The sequence below is a fragment of the Stenotrophomonas maltophilia R551-3 genome (genome assembly GCF_000020665.1).
Lineage (GTDB): Bacteria > Pseudomonadota > Gammaproteobacteria > Xanthomonadales > Xanthomonadaceae > Stenotrophomonas > Stenotrophomonas maltophilia_L.
On the sequence record NC_011071.1, the window covers coordinates 2,071,216 to 2,089,350 of the forward strand.

15 protein-coding genes are annotated in these 18,135 nt (G+C 66.4%); 5 read left to right on the forward strand and 10 right to left on the reverse strand.

Annotation, left to right across the window (positions count from 1 at the left end; all coding sequences use genetic code 11):
- Positions 1-71: 71 nt before the first annotated feature.
- The 5 genes from SMAL_RS09405 to SMAL_RS20605 all read left to right on the forward strand — a co-directional run bounded on the left by SMAL_RS09405 (position 72) and on the right by SMAL_RS20605 (position 4,367).
- Positions 72-296: an AbrB/MazE/SpoVT family DNA-binding domain-containing protein gene (locus SMAL_RS09405; protein ID WP_006364928.1), complete on the forward strand. Its 225-nt coding sequence runs from the start codon at positions 72-74 to the stop codon at positions 294-296.
- A gap of 6 nt (positions 297-302) precedes the next feature.
- Positions 303-701 carry a type II toxin-antitoxin system VapC family toxin gene (locus tag SMAL_RS09410; RefSeq protein WP_008267153.1) on the forward strand — a complete coding sequence of 133 codons (399 nt, stop codon included), beginning with the start codon at positions 303-305 and terminating at the stop codon, positions 699-701.
- Positions 702-740: 39 nt separating this feature from the next.
- Positions 741-3,332, forward strand: a complete 2,592-nt coding sequence (gene acnB / locus SMAL_RS09415) for a bifunctional aconitate hydratase 2/2-methylisocitrate dehydratase (protein WP_012510947.1) — start codon at positions 741-743, stop codon at positions 3,330-3,332.
- A gap of 193 nt (positions 3,333-3,525) precedes the next feature.
- Positions 3,526-3,864, forward strand: a complete 339-nt coding sequence (locus SMAL_RS09420) for an energy transducer TonB (protein ID WP_232274017.1) — start codon at positions 3,526-3,528, stop codon at positions 3,862-3,864.
- On the forward strand, positions 3,864-4,367 hold the full coding sequence (locus tag SMAL_RS20605) for a TonB family protein (RefSeq protein ID WP_012510949.1): 504 nt from the start codon (positions 3,864-3,866) through the stop codon (positions 4,365-4,367). Before SMAL_RS09420 ends, SMAL_RS20605 begins: the two co-directional genes overlap by 1 nt.
- A 53-nt stretch (positions 4,368-4,420) precedes the next feature.
- On the opposite strand, the gene SMAL_RS09430 is transcribed toward SMAL_RS20605, so the two are convergent.
- From SMAL_RS09430 to SMAL_RS09475, 10 genes are all read right to left on the reverse strand, one after another.
- Entirely contained in the window at positions 4,421-5,224 is an 804-nt protein-coding gene (locus tag SMAL_RS09430) for an alpha/beta fold hydrolase (protein ID WP_012510950.1), read from the reverse strand.
- A 319-nt stretch (positions 5,225-5,543) separates the two neighbouring features.
- A complete protein-coding gene (locus SMAL_RS09435; RefSeq protein WP_012510951.1) occupies positions 5,544-6,617 on the reverse strand; it encodes a protein-glutamate methylesterase/protein-glutamine glutaminase in 1,074 nt (357 codons plus the stop codon).
- Positions 6,614-7,210: a chemoreceptor glutamine deamidase CheD gene (gene cheD / locus SMAL_RS09440; protein WP_008264676.1), complete on the reverse strand. Its 597-nt coding sequence runs from the start codon at positions 7,208-7,210 to the stop codon at positions 6,614-6,616. Before cheD ends, SMAL_RS09435 begins: the two co-directional genes overlap by 4 nt.
- Positions 7,207-8,076 (reverse strand): CheR family methyltransferase, encoded by an 870-nt coding sequence (locus tag SMAL_RS09445; protein WP_012510952.1) that lies wholly within the window; start codon positions 8,074-8,076, stop codon positions 7,207-7,209. The genes cheD and SMAL_RS09445 overlap by 4 nt, the downstream gene beginning before the upstream one ends.
- A gap of 37 nt (positions 8,077-8,113) precedes the next feature.
- Positions 8,114-10,381, reverse strand: a complete 2,268-nt coding sequence (locus SMAL_RS09450; protein WP_012510953.1) for a methyl-accepting chemotaxis protein — start codon at positions 10,379-10,381, stop codon at positions 8,114-8,116.
- Between the two features lie 730 nt (positions 10,382-11,111).
- Positions 11,112-13,493 (reverse strand): methyl-accepting chemotaxis protein, encoded by a 2,382-nt coding sequence (locus SMAL_RS09455; protein ID WP_006365151.1) that lies wholly within the window; start codon positions 13,491-13,493, stop codon positions 11,112-11,114.
- Positions 13,494-13,594: 101 nt separating this feature from the next.
- Positions 13,595-13,978: a hypothetical protein gene (locus SMAL_RS09460; RefSeq protein ID WP_005409515.1), complete on the reverse strand. Its 384-nt coding sequence runs from the start codon at positions 13,976-13,978 to the stop codon at positions 13,595-13,597.
- Between the two features lie 136 nt (positions 13,979-14,114).
- Positions 14,115-14,606, reverse strand: coding sequence for a chemotaxis protein CheW (locus SMAL_RS09465; RefSeq protein WP_006365152.1), 492 nt, complete (start codon positions 14,604-14,606; stop codon positions 14,115-14,117).
- Positions 14,607-14,810: 204 nt separating this feature from the next.
- The gene (locus SMAL_RS09470) at positions 14,811-15,584 is read right to left on the reverse strand and encodes a flagellar brake protein (protein WP_012510954.1); all 774 of its coding nucleotides are present in this window, start codon (positions 15,582-15,584) and stop codon (positions 14,811-14,813) included.
- Positions 15,585-15,736: 152 nt separating this feature from the next.
- Positions 15,737-17,974 carry a methyl-accepting chemotaxis protein gene (locus tag SMAL_RS09475; protein WP_012510955.1) on the reverse strand — a complete coding sequence of 746 codons (2,238 nt, stop codon included), beginning with the start codon at positions 17,972-17,974 and terminating at the stop codon, positions 15,737-15,739.
- Positions 17,975-18,135: the final 161 nt, after the last annotated feature.

The following is an 18,135-nucleotide window of genomic DNA, read 5'->3' on the forward strand; positions in this document are numbered from 1 at the left end:
CGGTCCTGTTCAGGGTGGAAGTATGCCCGGGGAAGTATGTATAATTTGTGCATACTCTGGAGGGCCTACCGATGGAAGCCACTGTTGCAGAACGCGGACAGATCACCCTGCCCAAGGCGGTGCGTGATGCCCTCGGCCTGACCAAGGGCACGCTGCTGAAGGTCGAACTGGATGGCAGCCGCATCATCCTGCGCAAGAGTGTTGACGATGCCATTTCACGGGCGCGCGGCAAGTTCGCGCTGGACGGCTTCGAATCGTCCGACGCCGCCGTGCGTTCGGTGCGCGACGAGGAATAAGCCGTGATGATCGCCGTTGATTCACCGGTGCTGGTCGAGCTGCTCAGCAATGGTCCGCAGGCCGATGCCGTGGAAGCCATCCTCAGGCAGAGCCTGGTCGGTGGCCGCGTGGTGGTCTGTGGCGCGACCCTGGCCGAGGTCTGCGCATCGCTGCGCGGCGGCGCCGAGGTGCTCGAAGCGCTGGAAGAAATGGGCGTTCACTTCAACCCGATGGAAGCCAAGTCGGCGCTGCGCGCCGGCGAGATGCACCGCCGTCACCGCCAGCGCAGCGGCAGCCGCCGGAGCCTGGATGAATTCATGGTCGGCGCCCACGCACTGCTGCAGTGCGATGGCCTGATCACCTGGAACGATACGTTTTACCGCGACTACTTCAAGGGCCTGAAGCTGATCGTGCCGCAAGCCTGAGCCCACTTTTTTCAACCTACGCATTACCCGGGAGTTGTCATGTTGGAAGCCTACCGCCACCACGTCGCCGAGCGCGCTGCGCTTGGCATCCCGCCGCTGCCGCTGAGCGCGCAGCAGACGGCCGATGTCATCGAACTGCTGAAGAATCCGCCGCAGGGCGAGGCCGAGTTCCTGCTCGACCTGCTGACCCACCGCGTGCCGGCCGGCGTCGATGACGCGGCCAAGGTCAAGGCCTCGTACCTGGCGGCAATCGCCCTGGGCAGCGAGCAGAACCCGCTGATCAGCCGTGAGCGCGCCACCGAACTGCTGGGCACCATGCTCGGCGGTTACAACGTTGCCCCGCTGGTACAGCTGCTGGACGACGCCAGCGTCGGCACCATCGCCGCCAACGGTCTGAAGAAGACCCTGCTGGTGTTCGATGCCTTCCATGACGTGCAGGAAAAGGCCAAGGCCGGCAATGCCAACGCCCAGGCCGTGCTGCAGAGCTGGGCCGATGCCGAGTGGTTCACCGGCAACCCGGAAGTGCCGCAGAGCCTGACCGTCACCGTGTTCAAGGTGCCGGGCGAAACCAACACCGACGACCTGTCGCCGGCACCGGACGCGACCACCCGCCCGGACATCCCGATGCACGCCCTGGCGATGCTGAAGAACAAGCGCGAAGATGCGCCGTTCACTCCGGAAGAGGACGGCAAGCGCGGCCCGATCCAGCAGATCCTCGACCTGAAGGACAAGGGCCACCTGGTCGCCTACGTCGGCGACGTGGTCGGCACCGGTTCCTCGCGCAAGTCGGCCACCAACAGCGTGCTGTGGTGGACCGGCGATGACATTCCGTTCATTCCGAACAAGCGCGCCGGTGGCGTCTGCCTGGGTTCGAAGATCGCCCCGATCTTCTACAACACCATGGAAGATGCCGGTGCACTGCCGATCGAGCTGGACGTGTCGAAGATGGAGCACGGCGATGTCGTCGAGCTGCGTCCGTACGAAGGCAAGGCGCTGAAGAACGGTGAAGTGATCGCCGAGTTCCAGGTCAAGTCCGAAGTGCTGTTCGACGAAGTGCGCGCCGGTGGCCGCATTCCGCTGATCATCGGCCGTGGCCTGACCGGCAAGGCGCGTGAAGCGCTGGGCCTGGCCCCGACCGATCTGTTCCGCCTGCCGGTGCAGCCGGTCGATACCGGCAAGGGCTTCTCGCTGGCGCAGAAGATGGTCGGCCGCGCCTGTGGCCTGCCGGAAGGCCAGGGCATGCGCCCGGGCACCTACTGCGAACCGAAGATGACCTCGGTCGGCTCGCAGGACACCACCGGCCCGATGACCCGTGACGAGCTGAAGGACCTGGCCTGCCTGGGCTTCTCGGCCGACCTGGTGATGCAGTCGTTCTGCCATACCGCCGCTTACCCGAAGCCGGTGGACGTGAAGACCCACCACACCCTGCCGGAGTTCATCTCCACCCGTGGCGGCGTCTCGCTGCGTCCGGGCGACGGCGTGATCCACAGCTGGCTCAACCGCATGCTGCTGCCGGACACCGTTGGTACCGGTGGTGACTCGCACACCCGTTTCCCGGTGGGCATTTCGTTCCCGGCCGGTTCGGGCCTGGTCGCCTTCGCCGCTGCCACCGGCGTGATGCCGCTGGACATGCCGGAATCGGTGCTGGTGCGCTTCAAGGGCAAGATGCAGCCGGGCGTGACCCTGCGTGACCTGGTCAACGCGATCCCGCTGTACGCGATCAAGTCGGGCCTGCTGACCGTGGCCAAGGCTGGCAAGAAGAACATCTTCTCTGGCCGCATCCTGGAAATCGAAGGCCTGCCGGAACTGAAGGTCGAGCAGGCGTTCGAACTGTCCGACGCCTCGGCCGAGCGTTCGGCGGCCGGTTGCTCGGTGCGCCTGAACAAGGAACCGATCATCGAGTACCTGACCAGCAACATCACCCTGCTGAAGTGGATGATTGCCGAGGGTTACCAGGATCCGCGTTCGTTGCAGCGCCGTATCGAGAAGATGGAAGCGTGGCTGGCCAACCCGGAGCTGCTGGAGCCGGATGCCGACGCCGAGTACGCCGCGGTCATCGAGATCGACTTGGCCGACATCCACGAGCCGATCGTGGCCTGCCCGAACGACCCGGACGACGTGAAGACCCTGTCCGAAGTGGCCGGCGCCAAGATCGACGAAGTGTTCATCGGTTCGTGCATGACCAACATCGGTCATTTCCGTGCAGCTGCGAAACTGCTGGAAGGCAAGCGCGACCTGCCGACCCGCCTGTGGGTGGCCCCGCCGACCAAGATGGATGCTTCGGAGCTGACCAAGGAAGGCGTGTACGGCACCTTCGGCGCCACCGGTGCACGCATGGAAATGCCGGGCTGCTCGCTGTGCATGGGCAACCAGGCGCAGATCCGTGAAGGCTCCACCGCGATGTCGACCTCGACCCGCAACTTCCCCAACCGTCTGGGCCGCAACACCAACGTGTACCTGGGTTCGGCCGAACTGGCCGCGATCTGCTCGCGTCTGGGCCGCATTCCGACCAAGGAAGAGTACATGGCCGATGTGGGCGTGATCGCCGCCAGCGGCGCGGAGATCTACCGCTACATGAACTTCGACCAGATCGAGGAATACCAGGACGTGGCCAAGACCGTCGCTGCCTGAGGGTAGTGCCGGTCGCTGGCCGGCACCCCGTTGAAACGAAGAACCCCCGGTGAAAGCCGGGGGTTTTTTGTTTGCGCCGCGCTAGACTTGCTGCTGGACTTGTTGGAGTACACGGATGTTGCAGAATCGATCGAAGGGGAGTCGCACGCGCTGCTGGCGCTGGTTCGGGCGTGCGGTCGTGTTGGCCACATTGATGCTGGCGCACGGCGCGATGGCGCAGAAGGCGGTTGTCGAAAGGGCTCGCCCCGCGCACGTACCGGCTTCGATCGTGATTGAGAGCAAGCACAACAATCCGCCGCGTTATCCATCGCAGGCCTTCCGCGATGAGAAGCAAGGTGAAACGATCCTGATGGTGCAGGTCACTGCCGAGGGGCAATGGGCCGGCGCCACCGTGCTACAGAGCAGCGGCTGGCCGGAGCTGGACGAGGCCGCGCAGGCGGCGACACGCAAGTGGCGGTACCTGCCGGCCAGCGAAGATGGTGTACCGGTACCCGGAGAGATCCGCGTGCCGGTGTCGTTCAAGCTGTGGTGATGCTGCGGGCAAGCGTGGGCCTGGGCCGTGTGGTGATGCTGCTGGCAGGTTCTGTACCGGCTTGGGCCGGTGAACCCGCGCCACCGGCACCCCAGGCGAGCGACGAGGGCGAGGCGAATACCCGGATGAGTGCCGCCGAACGCCGCGTATATCTATTGCAGGAGCAGGCCCACGCCATTGCCCTTGCCACGGCGGGACAGTCTCCCGACGCCCGGCTGGCGGAGACCTATGCGTCGGTCGATGCGGCGTCGCAGCGCCTGTATCCGGTTCAGCTGGATGATCGGCGCAGGCCGGAGCGCGGCGATGGCAGGGCCATCATCTTCGTACGCGTGGACGAACACGGAAACCATGACGGCGCGGAGCTGGCGCGTGGCAGTGGCTCGGCGGCGCTGGACGAGGCTGCGGTGCAGGCAACCACGCGATGGCGTTACACCGCGGCCAGCCGCGATGGCGTGCCGGTCCCTGGCATCGTGCGGATAGTGGTGTCGCTGGACGAGCTGTAGTGCCGGGTGGCATCCGCCAGGGATGCCACCCGACATTCACATTCAACAAGTTGCTAGCAGGCGGTGTGCAGCGATTGCTGCAACCATGCATCCAGCTGCACGCTGGTGAAGGCGGGATTCTCCAGTGTCGAGATATGCCCCGCGCCCGGTATCGACTGCAGGCGGCAACCGATCACCCTGGCCATCTGCTGCGCTTCGCTCAGGGGGCGTGGCAGATCCTGTTCGCCGCTCAGGATCAGCGTTGTTTCCGGGTCCAGATCCTTCAACGCCGACAAACGATCCGGGCGGCCGAAAATCAGGCGGCCCAGCGGCACCACCGCATTCAGCAGGCGCTTGCGGGGCCAGGACAGCAGTCGTTGCCGGAACATCACCCGGATCGGATCGTCGGTGGCGATGCCCGGGCGGAAGAACAGCGGCACGATCTGTTCCGCCATGGCTTCGGGGATGCAGCCCAGCTGTTCGATCATGTCGAGCATGCCGAAGTAGCGTTGCCGCGACGCTTCCGGTTCCGCACCGAGATAGGTGTCCATCAGGATCAGCGAACCGACCTGATCGGGACGTTGCAGCGCCAGTTCCGCCGCCCACATGCCGCCCACCGAGAGCCCGGCCACCGCGTACTGCCCGATACCCAGCGCATCCAGCAGGCGGCCTACTTCATGGGCGAGGCACGCCGGGGTAGTGAAGGCGGCTGACAGTGGCAGATCGTTGTCGTGTCCGGGCAGCTCTGGAACGATCAGGCGGTAGCGCCGCGACAGCAGCTGGATCTGCGGCGCCCACATATCGCGGCCCCAGAGATAGCTGCCGCCGAGGACAAGCGGAAAGCCAGTGCCGATATCGTGATGGGTGAGAAGAGGCAATGAGAGGCTCCGTGGAAGGGAGCCTTACGCTGCAGGGGCAGGGGAAGCACGTCCAATGTGGCGGATCGACCAGGATCCGCCCGCGGGCGCAAACGAGGTGATTACGTCACACATGTGCGTAAGCAGCACTAGTGAAATGCCAGTGTCCGACGGTATCGCCAGATCGAACGGGTTGAATGCGACGTCTGGTCGGTGTGTGTGGCCTGATGCTGAGCCGAGCATGGGTTATGCCGGGCGTCCTTGCCCGGCCCCCTGCGGGCCGTCGCAAGCGACGTTGGCAACGGCTCCTGCCGTTGCCTTCGGCTCTACAGCCATTCCATCAGCCACGGGCAAGCGAGAGCAACCGCTCGGCAATCCGCTCCAGCGGCACCTGCTCTTCGGCAGCGCCGAGCTTGAAGGCCGCACCGGGCATGCCCCACACCACGCTGGTGGCCTCGTCCTGCACCAGCGTCGGGGCGCCGGCCTGGCGCATCTCCAGCAGGCCACGGGCGCCGTCATCGCCCATGCCGGTGAGGATGGCGCCGATGGCGTTGCCGCCGGCGTTCTGCGCGACCGAGCGGAACAGCACATCCACCGCAGGCTTGTGCCGGTTCACTGCCGGGCCGTCGTCGACCCGGCAACGCCAGCGCGCACCATCGCGGATGATGCGCAGGTGCTTGCCACCCGGCGGCAGGTAGGCGTGGCCTGGCAGCACGGCCTCGCCGTCGCTGGCCTCGCGCACGGCCATCGCCGAGTGCCGGTCCAGGCGTTCGGCGAAGGCGCTGCTGAAGCTGGCCGGCAGGTGCTGGGTCATCACCACGGCGGGCGCGTCGGCCGGCATGCCTTCCAGCACCACACGCAGCGCTTCGGTGCCACCGGCCGACGAGCCGATCGCGATCAGGCGGTCGGTGGTGCGGAACTGCGGCGTGGCGGCACGCATCGCCGGGGCGGCGTCCAGTGTCAGTTTGGGCAGGGCCGTGCGCACCAGCGGGCGCACACGCGAACGCGCGGCCATCTTCACTTTGGCGATGATCTCGTCGGCGTAGCCCTGCAGGCCACGCGCCACGTCCAGTTTCGGCTTGGAGACGAAGTCCACCGCGCCCAGCGCCAGCGCCTGCAGGGTGGTGTCGGCGCCACGTTCGGTCAACGAGGAGATCATCACCACCGGCAGCGGGTGCAGGCGCATCAGGTTTTCCAGGAACGCCAGGCCGTCCATGCGCGGCATTTCCACGTCCAGGGTGATCACGTCGGGGGCCAGGCGCTTGATCTTCTCGCGTGCCAGCAGCGGGTCGGCGGCGGTGCCGACCACGTCGATGGACGGATCGCTGGACAGGATCTCGGTGAGCATCTGGCGCACGACGGCGGAGTCGTCGACGATCAGGACCCGGCAGGGGGCGTTGCCGGTCAGGGTCATTCGAACAGCTCCACGCCGCCGGTGACCGGGGCCTTGGACAGGCGTGCACGCACGGCCGATTCGGTCGCGGCCACTTCGGCTTCGTGTGCGTGCGGCAGGCGCTGCACCACCACGCGGCCGGTATCGGCGAAGAACCAGATCTTGCGCGGATGGATGCCGCACAGGTCCTCGGCGATGATCGGAATGTGCTCGGCCTGCAGGTACTGGCGCACGAACTCGGCGTTGCGGGTGCCGACCGGATTGCTGGTGAACCCCTTGAGCACGTTGGCGCCGCCGAACACCTTGGCCTCGATGCGCTTGCGGTGCGCGCCGCGCTTGAGCATGTCGTTGATCAGCAGTTCCATCGCGTAGCTGCCGTAGCGCGCGGGTGCGCCATCGCCGGCGTTGCCTTCGGGCAGCAGGAAGTGGTTCATGCCGCCGATCTTCAGCACCGGGTCGCGCAGGCAGGCGGCCACGCAGGAGCCGAGTGTAGTGGTCAGCGCGGTGGTGTCGTCGACCACCAGGTACTGGGTCGGCAGCAGCTTGGCCGCAATGGTCTTGAAGCGCGCGTCCTGGTAACGCATCACATCATCGGTACGCAGCGATGCGTTCATGCGCCTGCCTTTGCCGCACGGCGGTACAGGGTGCGTCCGCAGGGCTGGATCAGGTCGGCGGCGTGCAGGTAGTTCTCCGAGTGGCCGGTGTAGAGCAGGCCATCGTCGGACAGGTGCTGCACCAGCCGGCCCAGGATCGCGCGCTGGGTCGGCTTGTCGAAGTAGATCATCACGTTGCGGCAGAACAGCGCATCGAACGGGCCACCGACGTCGTAGCGCGGCGCGAGCAGGTTCAGTGGACGGAACTCGATCAGATCGCGCAGCGCCGGCAGCACGCGGCACTGGCCCTCGTTGGGGCCGCTGCCGCGCTGGAAGTAGCGGCGGCGCAGGTCCGGGTCGAGGCTCGCAACGCGATCGATGTTGTAGACGCCACGGCCGGCGGTGGCCAGCACCTGGGTGTCGACGTCGGTGGCGATGATGCGTACGGGCGGCTTCATTGTGCCGAAGGCCTCGCAGGCGGTGATCGCCATCGAATAGGGTTCTTCGCCGGTGGAGGCGGCGCAGGACCACAGCAGCAGCGGCGCACGGCTGGCGCGCTGCTGCAGTTCTTCGCGCAGCTTGTCGAAGTGGTGCGGTTCGCGGAAGAACGAGGTCAGGTTGGTGGTCAGGGCGTTGGTGAACGCCTGCCACTCGTCACCGTCCTCCTGCTCCAGATGGTCCAGATACTGCTGGAAGCTGCGCATGCCCAGCGTGCGCAGGCGGCGCGACAGGCGGCCATAGACCATGTCGCGCTTGGCCGGGGCAAGGGCAATGCCCACGCGCTGGTAGATCAGGTCGCAGACGCGGCGGAAATCACGGTCGGCGAACTCGAACTCGCGCGGGCCGGTGACGATGGGAGTAGGACTTTGCACGGGGGACGTGTCCATCGGCAGAGGCGGCGGCCGAAGCCGCCGCGGGTGGGTCTCAGAATTCCTGCCAGTCGCTGTCGCTGGCGACGAAGGTGCTGGCGTTGCTGCTGCGACGCAGTGGTGCCGGTGCGACCTGCGGACGCGGCGCAACCGCTGCGGTGGTGGCTGGCTCGACACGCGCGGCCACTGCCTTCATCGCGGCGGAGACCTGGTTGTCCAGGCGGAAGATCGCCACGGCGTCGGCCAGCTGGCCAGCTTGTTCTTCCATCGCACGTGCGGCGGCGGTGGCTTCTTCCACCAGCGCAGCATTCTGCTGGGTGGTTTCGTCCATCTGCACCACGGTCTGGTTGACCTGCTCGATGCCGGCCGACTGCTCCTGCGAGGCCGCGGAGATCTCGGCCATGATGTCGGTCACGCGCTGCACCGAGGCGACGATCTCGGCCATGGTGCTGCCGGCCTGGTGGACCAGGCTGGAGCCCTCGGCGACCTTGCCGACCGAGTCATCGATCAGGCCCTTGATCTCCTTGGCGGCGGCGGCCGAGCGCTGGGCGAGGGTGCGCACTTCGCTGGCGACCACGGCAAAGCCACGGCCCTGTTCGCCGGCACGTGCGGCTTCCACTGCGGCGTTCAGCGCCAGGATGTTGGTCTGGAAGGCGATGCCATCGATGACGCTGATGATCTCGGCGATCTTCTTCGACGAGGCTTCGATGGCCGACATGGTGTTGACCACCTGGCCGACCACGCTGCCACCCTGCGAGGCCACACCCTGCGCGCCGATGGCGAGCTGGTTGGCCTGGCGGGCATGCTCGGCGTTCTGGCGCACGGTGGAGGTCAGCTCCTCCATCGAGGCCGCGGTTTCTTCCAGATTGGCAGCCTGCTGCTCGGTACGGCGCGACAGGTCGCTGTTGCCCGACGCGATCTCACCAGCGGCGAGGGTGATGCTGGACGTGCTGGCCTGGATCTGGCCGACGATCTGGGTCAGCTGGGTGACGGTGGTGTTGGCATCGTCACGCATGCGCGCGAACACGCCCTGGTAATCGCCATGCATGCGTGCGGTCAGGTCGCCTTCGGCGATGGCCGACAGCAGCTGCGAGAGCTTGCCGAGGTTGTCATCGCTGACCGCCATCATCGCGTTGAGGTTTTCCAGCATCAGGCGGAAATCGTGGTCGAAGCCCTGCGCGTCGCCACGACGGCTGAAGTCGCCGGCGGCGGCGGAACTGGCCAACTGCTTGATCTCGGCGTTGATGCGGCCAAGGTTGGCCTTGACCGTATCGACGGTGGTGGTCATCACCGCCTTCTCGCCCGGGTAGCGTGCGATGTCACGGCTGAGGTCGCCGACTGCGTACTGCTGCACGACCTCCAGTACATCGTGCAGGGTCTGCACATGGCCACCGACCAGGGCGTTGGTTTCCTGCACCATCAGCCCGTATTCGCCGGGGAAGGCGCTGGCATCGATGCGGTAGCTCAGCTCGCCACCGTCGTGGCGGCGGGCCATTTCGCGCTGGCCGCCGATCACCGCGTGCAGCTGCTGCTGCATGCCGGCCATCGCCTCCAGCAGGCGGCCGGTTTCATCATGCGGCTGCGGGCCGATATGGCTGTCGAGCTTGCCGGCGGCGATACCTTCGGCGACGGCGGTGGCCTGCTTCAGCGGCACGGCGATGCGGTTGCCGATGACCCAGCTCAGGGCCAGCACGATCAGCACCAGCACGCCGCCGGAGAGGGCCATGATGGCGGTGAACACCAGCGCCTGCTTCTGAACGTCATCCATGTAGACGCCGCTGCTGATCACCCAGTTCCAGGGTGCGAACAGGCTGGCGTAGGCCACCTTCTCGACGTCGCCCTTGCTGCCCGGCTTGGCCCAGCGGTAGTTGACGAAGCCGCCGCCGGCCTTGGCCGCCTCGACCTGGTCGTAGTAGATGCGCACGCCGTCGTCGGTGCGGAAGTCCTTCATGTCCTTGCCGACCAGGTCCTTGCGGAACGGGTGCATCAACAGGCGATAGCCGGTGTCGTAGACGTTGTAGTAATAGGTGTCGTTCTCGGCGCGCATCACTTCCAGCGCCTGCAGGGCAGCGGTCTTGGCAGCCTCCTCGCTGAGCTCGCCGGTGCCGGCCAGGCGATGGTAGTGCTGGAGGATGCCATCGCTCAGTTCGACCTGGGTCTTCAGCGCGGTCTTGCGGGTCTCGGTCAGGTCCAGGTACTGCATGCGGGCGGCGATCACCGACAGCGCGATCACGCCGAGCGCGATGAGCAGCGTCAGCAGGTTGAGCTTGCGCCGGACGGAGAGGTTGCTGAAGTAGTGTTGCCAGCGATGCAGAAGATTCATCGAGCAGGACCAGGTTGAAGCAGGCGGGCGGCGCCGAGCCGGTCGCGGCGTGATACGCCGTGACAACCCCGTTATCGGCCGCGGGGGCGGGGGGTTGAGGCGCAGTGTCCGAACGTATTCAGGTTTCCTTGCAGCGGCGGCTGCGGCGTTGCCTGCGGCAGGCTTTTGAAGCAACAGCAACGGCAACGGCGGTTGGTCGGCTCTGAATTTTCAGTGGTTGGCTGGGTCGGGGGGGGGCTGGCGGGACACGCCGTAAACCCGTCCGTGGGGGCTCGATGGCGCCATCCATGGCGCCAACGGTCCCGCCAGCCCACCCCGACCCAGCCCTCTCGGCATTCCAGTGACGGACGGCAAGAGCGTTGGGTTTCCAAGTGGGAAGAGGGGTCAGATCCGTTTTCCTGCGGAAAACGGATCTGACCCCGGAAGTGACCTGGCTTTTGTTTTTTGCTCTTCTTTCTTCAATCCGGGGTGGACGCGCACGGAAAGTGTCCGTGGCCGGGAGGGTGGGTTGCGCAGGGGCGTAAGCGCCATGGATGGCGCGCCCGAGCCTACAAGGACGTATTCACGGCGTCCCCTGCGCAATCCACCCTCCCGGCCAAATCTCAGCAGCCCAGCTTTTCGACCGACCACCCCGAGGGGCTCCGCCGTTGGCTGATATCCAGATACCCCCGTAAACGAAAACGCCCCAGCGCAGGGCCAGGGCGTTCTCGTGCGTCAGGTCAGGCAGGAATCAGAACTCCTGCCAGTCTCCATCAGCCAGTTCGGTGGCCATCGGACGGCCGCCTGCAGTGCGTCGGGCCGGTGGGGCGACCGGAGCCGGTGCGACCGGTGCGGCGGCACGCGGTGCCGGCGCTGCGACTGCCTTGCGCGGAGCGGCCACGACCTCGGCTTCCTCGACCACGAAGATCGACACGGCCTCGCTGAGGTGCCCAGCCTGCTCTTCCATTGCACGTGCGGCGGCGGTGGCTTCTTCCACCAGCGCGGCGTTCTGCTGGGTGGTTTCGTCCATCTGCACCACGGTCTGGTTGACCTGTTCGATGCCGGCACTCTGTTCCTGCGAAGCCGCGGAGATCTCGGCCATGATGTCGGTCACGCGTTGCACCGAGGCGACGATCTCGCCCATGGTGGCGCCGGCCTTGTGCACCAGCGCCGAGCCGTCGTTGACCTTGCCGACCGAGTCGTCGATCAGGCCCTTGATTTCCTTGGCGGCGGCGGCCGAGCGCTGGGCGAGGGTACGCACCTCGCTGGCGACCACGGCAAAGCCACGACCCTGTTCGCCGGCACGTGCGGCTTCCACAGCGGCATTCAGCGCCAGGATGTTGGTCTGGAACGCGATGCCGTCGATGACCGAGATGATCTCGGCGATTTTCTTCGACGAGGCCTGGATGGCCGACATCGTGGTGACCACCTGGCCGACCACGTCGCCGCCCTGCGAGGCCACGCCATGTGCGCCGATGGCCAGCTGGTTGGCCTGGCGGGCATGCTCGGCGTTCTGGCGAACGGTCGAGGTCAGCTCCTCCATCGAGGCGGCGGTTTCTTCCAGGTTGGCGGCCTGCTGCTCGGTGCGGCGCGACAGGTCGCTGTTGCCCGAGGCGATTTCGCCGGCGGCCGAGCTGATCGCACGGCTGGACTGCTTGATACGGGTGACGATCTCGCTCAGCTGCGCGGCGGTGGCGTTGGCATCATCGCGCATGCGGGCGAACACGCCCTGGTAATCGCCGTGCATGCGCACGGTCAGATCACCCTGCGACAGCGCAGCGAGCAGGCCGGAGATCTGTTCGATGCTGCCGGCGTTGGCGTCGAGCAGGCCGTTGATCTGCTGGGCCAGCTGCAGGAAGAAGCCTTCCTTGTCGCTGGCGTCGATGCGGCCGGACAGGTCGCCGGCGGCAGCCTGGGCGATCACGCGCGCCACTTCGGCCTCGACCTGCGCTTCCTGGGTGCGGTCGCGCCATTCCACCACGTAGCCAACAGTGTCGCCGCCTTCGTTGCGGATGGTCGACACCACCTGGGCGAACTGGGCATCGCCGTACTGCATCGGACGACGGGCCACGCCGTGCGCCTTCAGGTTGCCGAGCAGGGTCTGGTCCATCTCGCCACGGTGCTCGAGCACGGTGACCGGCTTGCCGACCAGCGAGGCCTGCGCATCGAAGTCCGGCAGGTCGCGGCGAACCTCGTCCTGGTACTGGGTCAGGGTCTGCTGCAGGGCGCGATTGCTGTAGACGATGGTGTTGCTGGTGTCGGTCAGGTACACGCCGGTCGAGCTGTAGTCCAGCGCGGTGCGGATGCGCAGGTTCTCGCGGGCGATGGCCTGGTCGGTTTCGGTGCGCTCGCGCAGGTCGCGCTGCATGCGCTGCATGGCCTGCATCAGCTCACCGACTTCGTCCTTGCGGCTGACATCGATATGGCCATCAAGCTTGCCACCGGCCACATCGTTGGCAACCGAGACGGCGCCACGCACGCTGCCGACCAGGGCGCGTGCGAACAGCCAGACCAGCACCAGGCCGAGCGCGGCACCGCCCAGCAGGGCGATCACGGTCAGCACGGCCGAGGCGGCGTAGGTGGATTCGGCCTCTTCGCGCGAAGCGCGGGCGAGGCGATTGTCTTCGGCAATCAGGGCTTCCAGTGCGGCCCCGGCCTTGCGGTGCTTGGCGCGGGTCTCACCGACGAAGGTGTCGATCGCATCGTCGGGCAGGTCCAGCTCCAGCATCTCGGTGACGCTGTCGTAGGAGGCCAGTGCCTCCTTCCATTCCTTGGCGAAGGTATCGAACAGCTTCTTCTGCTGCGGATTGTCGACCAGCGCCGGATAGCCCTTGATCGACTTGTCCATGCTTTCGCGCAGTTCAGTGGACTGCTTGCGGGCGTCTGCCTTGACGTCGTCGCTTGCGCGGATCAACTGCTGGTAGGCGGCGTTGCGGTACTCACCGAGCATGCCGCGCATCTCGCCGGCCATGCGGATGCTCTCCATGCGTGAACCGGCCAACTCGGTGGTGACGTTGTTCAGCGAGTGCAGGCCACGGTAGGCGACGATGCCCTGCAGCAGCATCACCAGCAGGAGAACGCCGAAGGTCAGCATCAGCTTCGGCATCAGTTTCAGGTTGTTGATCCACGGCATGGGCGTTGCGATCTCCTAAGGCAGACGCGTCCGGGCGTCGGGCCCGGTTGCAGCAGCGACCACGCCGGTCCAAGGGCCGGCGTGGTCGGATGGACAGCGGATTACTTGATGTTGGCCAGCTTCAGGCCAGCCGGCGAGCTGACTTCGATTTCGGCGCGCGAGGCGTCGCGCTGGATCTTGCCGATGACGCACACGGTCTTGCCTTCCAGCGTTTCCAGCGGGAAGGAGAACTTGCCGCGGTTCTCACCGGCGATGCGGGCCGAGAAGGTGTGGCGCGGGAAGGCGCCGCCCATGTACAGGAAGGTCGGCTGGCCTTCGGAACCTTCCGCGTAGCGAGCCTTCTCGACCTTGCCACAGACCATGCCGTCCTTGCCGACCGAGCGCGGTGCCAGTTCCGGCGGGATCATGTCGGCCGCCTGGGCGAAAGCGGAGGACGCAGTGGTGGCCAGGACAGCGGCCGAAACGAACGCAAGCAGGGACTTCATCGAGGTGTATCTCCGGGGATGGTGATGGTCGTTCCGGTCCTGCGCGCTCCTGCGCGGCCGGCTTCTGTCCCCCTATCGGCACTGCCGGGGGGAACTGAAGGGTTTTGTGACCAGAACGTGAAGCAGGTCCGCTGGCTCAGGCGGCGGCGTCTTCGACGAGGCTGGCCTGGCCCATGTCCGCACTGTCGAGCAGGGTCTCGATGTCCAGCAGGATCAGCATGCGGTCGTCCTGGGTGCCGATGCCGGAAATGAAGCGGGTATCGACGGCAGCGCCGAATTCCGGAGTCGGGCGGATCTGCTCGGCCGACAGCGGGATCACGTCGGAGACGCTGTCCACGACGATGCCGACCACGCGGTCGTCGACATTCAGCACGATCATCACGGTGAAGGCGTCGTAGCGGGCATTGTCCAGGCGCAGCTTCAGGCGCAGATCGATGACGGGCACGATGGTGCCGCGCAGGTTGATCACACCCTTGATGTAGTCCGGTGCATCCGGCACGCGGGTGACCGCGTCGTAGCCGCGGATTTCCTGCACCTTGAGGATGTCCACGCCGTAGTGCTCGGCGCCGAGGGTGAAGCTGAGGAATTCGCCACCGGCGCTGGCGGTGGTGCTGGTCTTGTCGTTCATCGAGGGGTCCTGGTTCTGCCGGAAGTCCCGGTGTCAGGCTCGATATCGGCCCCTCGTCGGGGGACTTTAGGTGTGGCGCCGGGGCATCCACGCATGGTGTGGATCTACACGGGAGGCGGTAGTGCCGGCCGCTGGCCGGCAACCTGGCAACAATGTGGATACGGCCATTGCCGGCCAGCGGCCGGCACTACCTGTTGGACGGCCCTACAGCTCGCCGTTGCGACGCGCCTTGCGCTGGCGGTCGATGCGGAAGATGTAGCGCTGGATGGCACTGTCGCCGCCACGCGGCAGGATGTCGAAGCGCATGCCCACGCGCTTGATCTCGATGCCATTGGGTTGGCGCTGTGGCAGCAGGTTGCAGACAACCAGCTCGATCTCCAGGTCCGGGCCGTCGGGCAGCGACAGCACGGCCGGGTAGCGCTTCTGCAGGCTGAACACCGCGCAGTCGGTGGGCACCACCACGGCCAGGCCGCCGCCACTGATATCAACCACCCGCATCGACAGTGCCTCGCTACGGTCTTCGGCGGCCGGCAGCTGCAGCTGCGGCGAGTCGGTGACCGGGGTCTCCAGCCGGTACAGTTCACGCCGCTGCAGGTGCACCAGCTCGTCTGGCAGCGGGGCGCGGAAGGCGACGTGACCATCGTTGTCCACGCGCTGCAGTTCCTGCAGCCGGAAGCGCACCAGCACGCGTTCAAGCTGGGCGAAGCACAGCAGATGGTCGGCCTGCTCGGCGGCGCGGTTGGACGCTTCCTGGGGGCTGCCATCGAGCAGGAGGTAGTCTTCGTCCTCGTCGAGCTCAAGCAGCGCAGTCGGGAACGAACGGTCGCGGCCGTCGATATGTGCGTTGATCAGCGAACGCTGGTCGATCAGCGAACGCAGCAGCTGCCGCAGCTGGCGCGGGTTGCGGACCAGGAAGCGTTCGTCAGCGGCGTCGGCCGCGTGGACATCGTGCACTGCAGTGTCGTTGCCGTCGGACATGGAATCTACGGTCAGGGGCGGGCGCCAGCACGCGTTGGCGCATGGCTCGATGGGGATATCGGCCACTGTGCTGGATTATGAAGTGAGAATTGCATCACTTTCCATAAGGGGTCGGATCCCTTCCCCTCGGGAAGGGATCCGACCCCGCTACCTCAGAACTCCTGCCAGTCGCCCTCTGCGGCCAGCGCCGGCTGTGCCACCGACGCACGCAATGCGCGCTTGGCAGCCGGCGCAGCGGTCGCCACCTGGCGCGGAACCGGTGCCGCGGCCAGGCGCGTCGGCGCGGCCGTCGTACCCTGTGAGGCCAGGCGGAAGCGAGCTACTGCTTCGCCCAGCTGCACGGCCTGGTCTTCCATCGCGCGTGCGGCGGCGGTGGCTTCCTCTACCAGTGCGGCGTTCTGCTGGGTGGTCTCGTCCATCTGCACCACAGTCTGGTTGACCTGCTCGATGCCAGCGCTCTGTTCCTGCGAGGCCGCGGAGATCTCGGCCATGATGTCGGTCACGCGCTGCACCGAGGCGACGATCTCGCCCATGGTGCTGCCGGCCTGGTGCACGAGGCTGGAGCCTTCGGCGACCTTGCCGACCGAGTCATCGATCAGGCCCTTGATCTCCTTGGCGGCGGCGGCCGAGCGCTGGGCGAGGGTGCGCACCTCGCTGGCGACCACGGCGAAGCCGCGGCCCTGTTCGCCGGCACGTGCGGCTTCCACCGCGGCGTTCAGCGCCAGGATGTTGGTCTGGAACGAAATGCCGTCGATGACAGAGATGATCTCGGCGATCTTCTTCGAGGAGGCTTCGATGGCCGACATGGTGGTCACCACCTGGCCGACCACGTCGCCGCCCTGCGAGGCCACGCCGTGCGCACCGATCGCCAGCTGGTTGGCCTGGCGGGCATGCTCGGCGTTCTGGCGCACGGTCGAGGTCAGCTCCTCCATCGAGGCGGCGGTTTCTTCCAGGTTGGCTGCCTGCTGTTCGGTGCGGCGTGACAGGTCGCTGTTGCCCGACGCGATCTCGCCGGCGGCCAGGGTGATGCTGGAGGCACTGGCCTGGATCTGGCCGACGATCTGAGTCAGCTGCGCGACAGTGGTGTTGGCGTCGTCACGCATGCGTGCGAACACGCCATTGAACTGTCCATCCATGCGGGCGGTCAGGTCGCCGGCAGCGATCGACTGCAGCAGCTGCGACAACTGGCCCAGATTGCCGTCGGCCACCTGCATCATGGTGTTCAGCTGCTCGATCATGACCTTGAAATCATGCTGGAAACGCTGGGCATCGCCGCGCTGGCTGAAGTCGCCGGCCGCCGCTGCGGCGGCCAGCTGCTGGATCTGGGTGTTGATCGCCAGCAGGCTGGCCTTGGCGGCATCCATCGACTCGTGCAGGATCGCGCGGCTGCCCGGCAGGCGGCGTGCGTCCGGCGCAAGGTTGCCGATGGCGTACTGGTTGAGCACGTCGATGGCATCGCGGATCGCATCAAGGTGTTCGAAGATCACCGTGTTGATGCCGCCGGCCAGCTGGCCATACACGCCCGGGAAGTCCTCCGGGATACGGTGGCTGATATCCGGGCCGGCATGCATCTGCGCCATCAGCTGGGTCTGCTCGGAGAAGCGGCGCAGCATCGCGGTCATCTCGGCCGTGGCGGCCAGCATCTTGCCGGCTTCGTCCTTGCTGGTGGCCTGGGTGCTGACACTGAGGTCGCCACGGGCGACGGCCTGGATCGCGTGCACGGCCTTGCCCAGCGGACCGGTGACGGCGCGCGAGATGACCATGGCCAGCGCAGCGGCCACCAGCGACAGCAGCACGATGCAGCCGATGATGGCGAGCATGCTGGTGCGGTGGGTGGCGTTGGCATCGGCGATCTTGGCATCCATCAGGCCGCCGATGTGGGTGCCGAGGGTCTTCATCGCGGCGAACAGGTCGCGGCGTGCGGGCCGCGACTGTTCGTCGGAGATCTGCTGCGCCAGTGCGCCGTCACCGGCCGCGACGGCTTCGCGCATGGCCTTGTTGGCGGCAAAGTAGCGGTCCAGCTGCACGTTGGCCGCGCCATACAGTTCGCGCTCCTTGGCCAGTGCAGGCAGTGCCGAGTAGGCGGCCAGTTCGTCATGCACGGCCTTGGCGGTGTCGTCCATGCGCTTGTAGTAGTCGGCCACTTTGTCCGGCTGCTCGAGCATGCTCAGCAGCGCCAGCTCGTAGGTGCGGAACTCGCCCAGCTGCGAGCGTGCCTCGCCGAGGTGCTGTACCGAAGGAATATCGTTGCTGGCCATCTCGCCCAGTTGCTTGTTGGCCTCGTTGAGCCGCAGCAGCGCGAACGCGCCGAGGACGAGGGTCATCAAGGTGGTGAGGGTGAACCCCACGGCCAGCTTGCGGGCGATGGGCAGATCTTGGAACCACTTCATGCAGGGTGCTCCAGGTGGGCAGGATGCCGGCGTCGTTGCGTCGGCTGGGGGTGGTTGCAGAGCGAACGGTGGTGCCCGGTGGGGGTTCGGTGACGGCCGTCAAAGCGAGATAGCGGCGTGCTGCGGGCGGACTTTATGGACCCAGATCACATTCGGTTGCG

Bases quoted from the DNA above. Each gene is read 5' to 3' on its own strand.
- SMAL_RS09405 (WP_006364928.1), top strand. From the start codon at position 72: ATGGAAGCCACTGTTGCAGAACGCGGACAGATCACCCTGCCCAAGGCG.
- SMAL_RS09410 (WP_008267153.1), top strand. From the start codon at position 303: ATGATCGCCGTTGATTCACCGGTGCTGGTCGAGCTGCTCAGCAATGGT.
- acnB (WP_012510947.1), top strand. From the start codon at position 741: ATGTTGGAAGCCTACCGCCACCACGTCGCCGAGCGCGCTGCGCTTGGC.
- SMAL_RS09420 (WP_232274017.1), top strand. From the start codon at position 3,526: ATGCTGGCGCACGGCGCGATGGCGCAGAAGGCGGTTGTCGAAAGGGCT.
- SMAL_RS20605 (WP_012510949.1), top strand. From the start codon at position 3,864: ATGCTGCGGGCAAGCGTGGGCCTGGGCCGTGTGGTGATGCTGCTGGCA.
- SMAL_RS09435 (WP_012510951.1), bottom strand. From the start codon at position 6,617: ATGACCCTGACCGGCAACGCCCCCTGCCGGGTCCTGATCGTCGACGAC.
- cheD (WP_008264676.1), bottom strand. From the start codon at position 7,210: ATGAACGCATCGCTGCGTACCGATGATGTGATGCGTTACCAGGACGCG.
- SMAL_RS09445 (WP_012510952.1), bottom strand. From the start codon at position 8,076: ATGGACACGTCCCCCGTGCAAAGTCCTACTCCCATCGTCACCGGCCCG.
- SMAL_RS09450 (WP_012510953.1), bottom strand. From the start codon at position 10,381: ATGAATCTTCTGCATCGCTGGCAACACTACTTCAGCAACCTCTCCGTC.
- SMAL_RS09455 (WP_006365151.1), bottom strand. From the start codon at position 13,493: ATGCCGTGGATCAACAACCTGAAACTGATGCCGAAGCTGATGCTGACC.
- SMAL_RS09460 (WP_005409515.1), bottom strand. From the start codon at position 13,978: ATGAAGTCCCTGCTTGCGTTCGTTTCGGCCGCTGTCCTGGCCACCACT.
- SMAL_RS09465 (WP_006365152.1), bottom strand. From the start codon at position 14,606: ATGAACGACAAGACCAGCACCACCGCCAGCGCCGGTGGCGAATTCCTC.
- SMAL_RS09470 (WP_012510954.1), bottom strand. From the start codon at position 15,584: ATGTCCGACGGCAACGACACTGCAGTGCACGATGTCCACGCGGCCGAC.
- SMAL_RS09475 (WP_012510955.1), bottom strand. From the start codon at position 17,974: ATGAAGTGGTTCCAAGATCTGCCCATCGCCCGCAAGCTGGCCGTGGGG.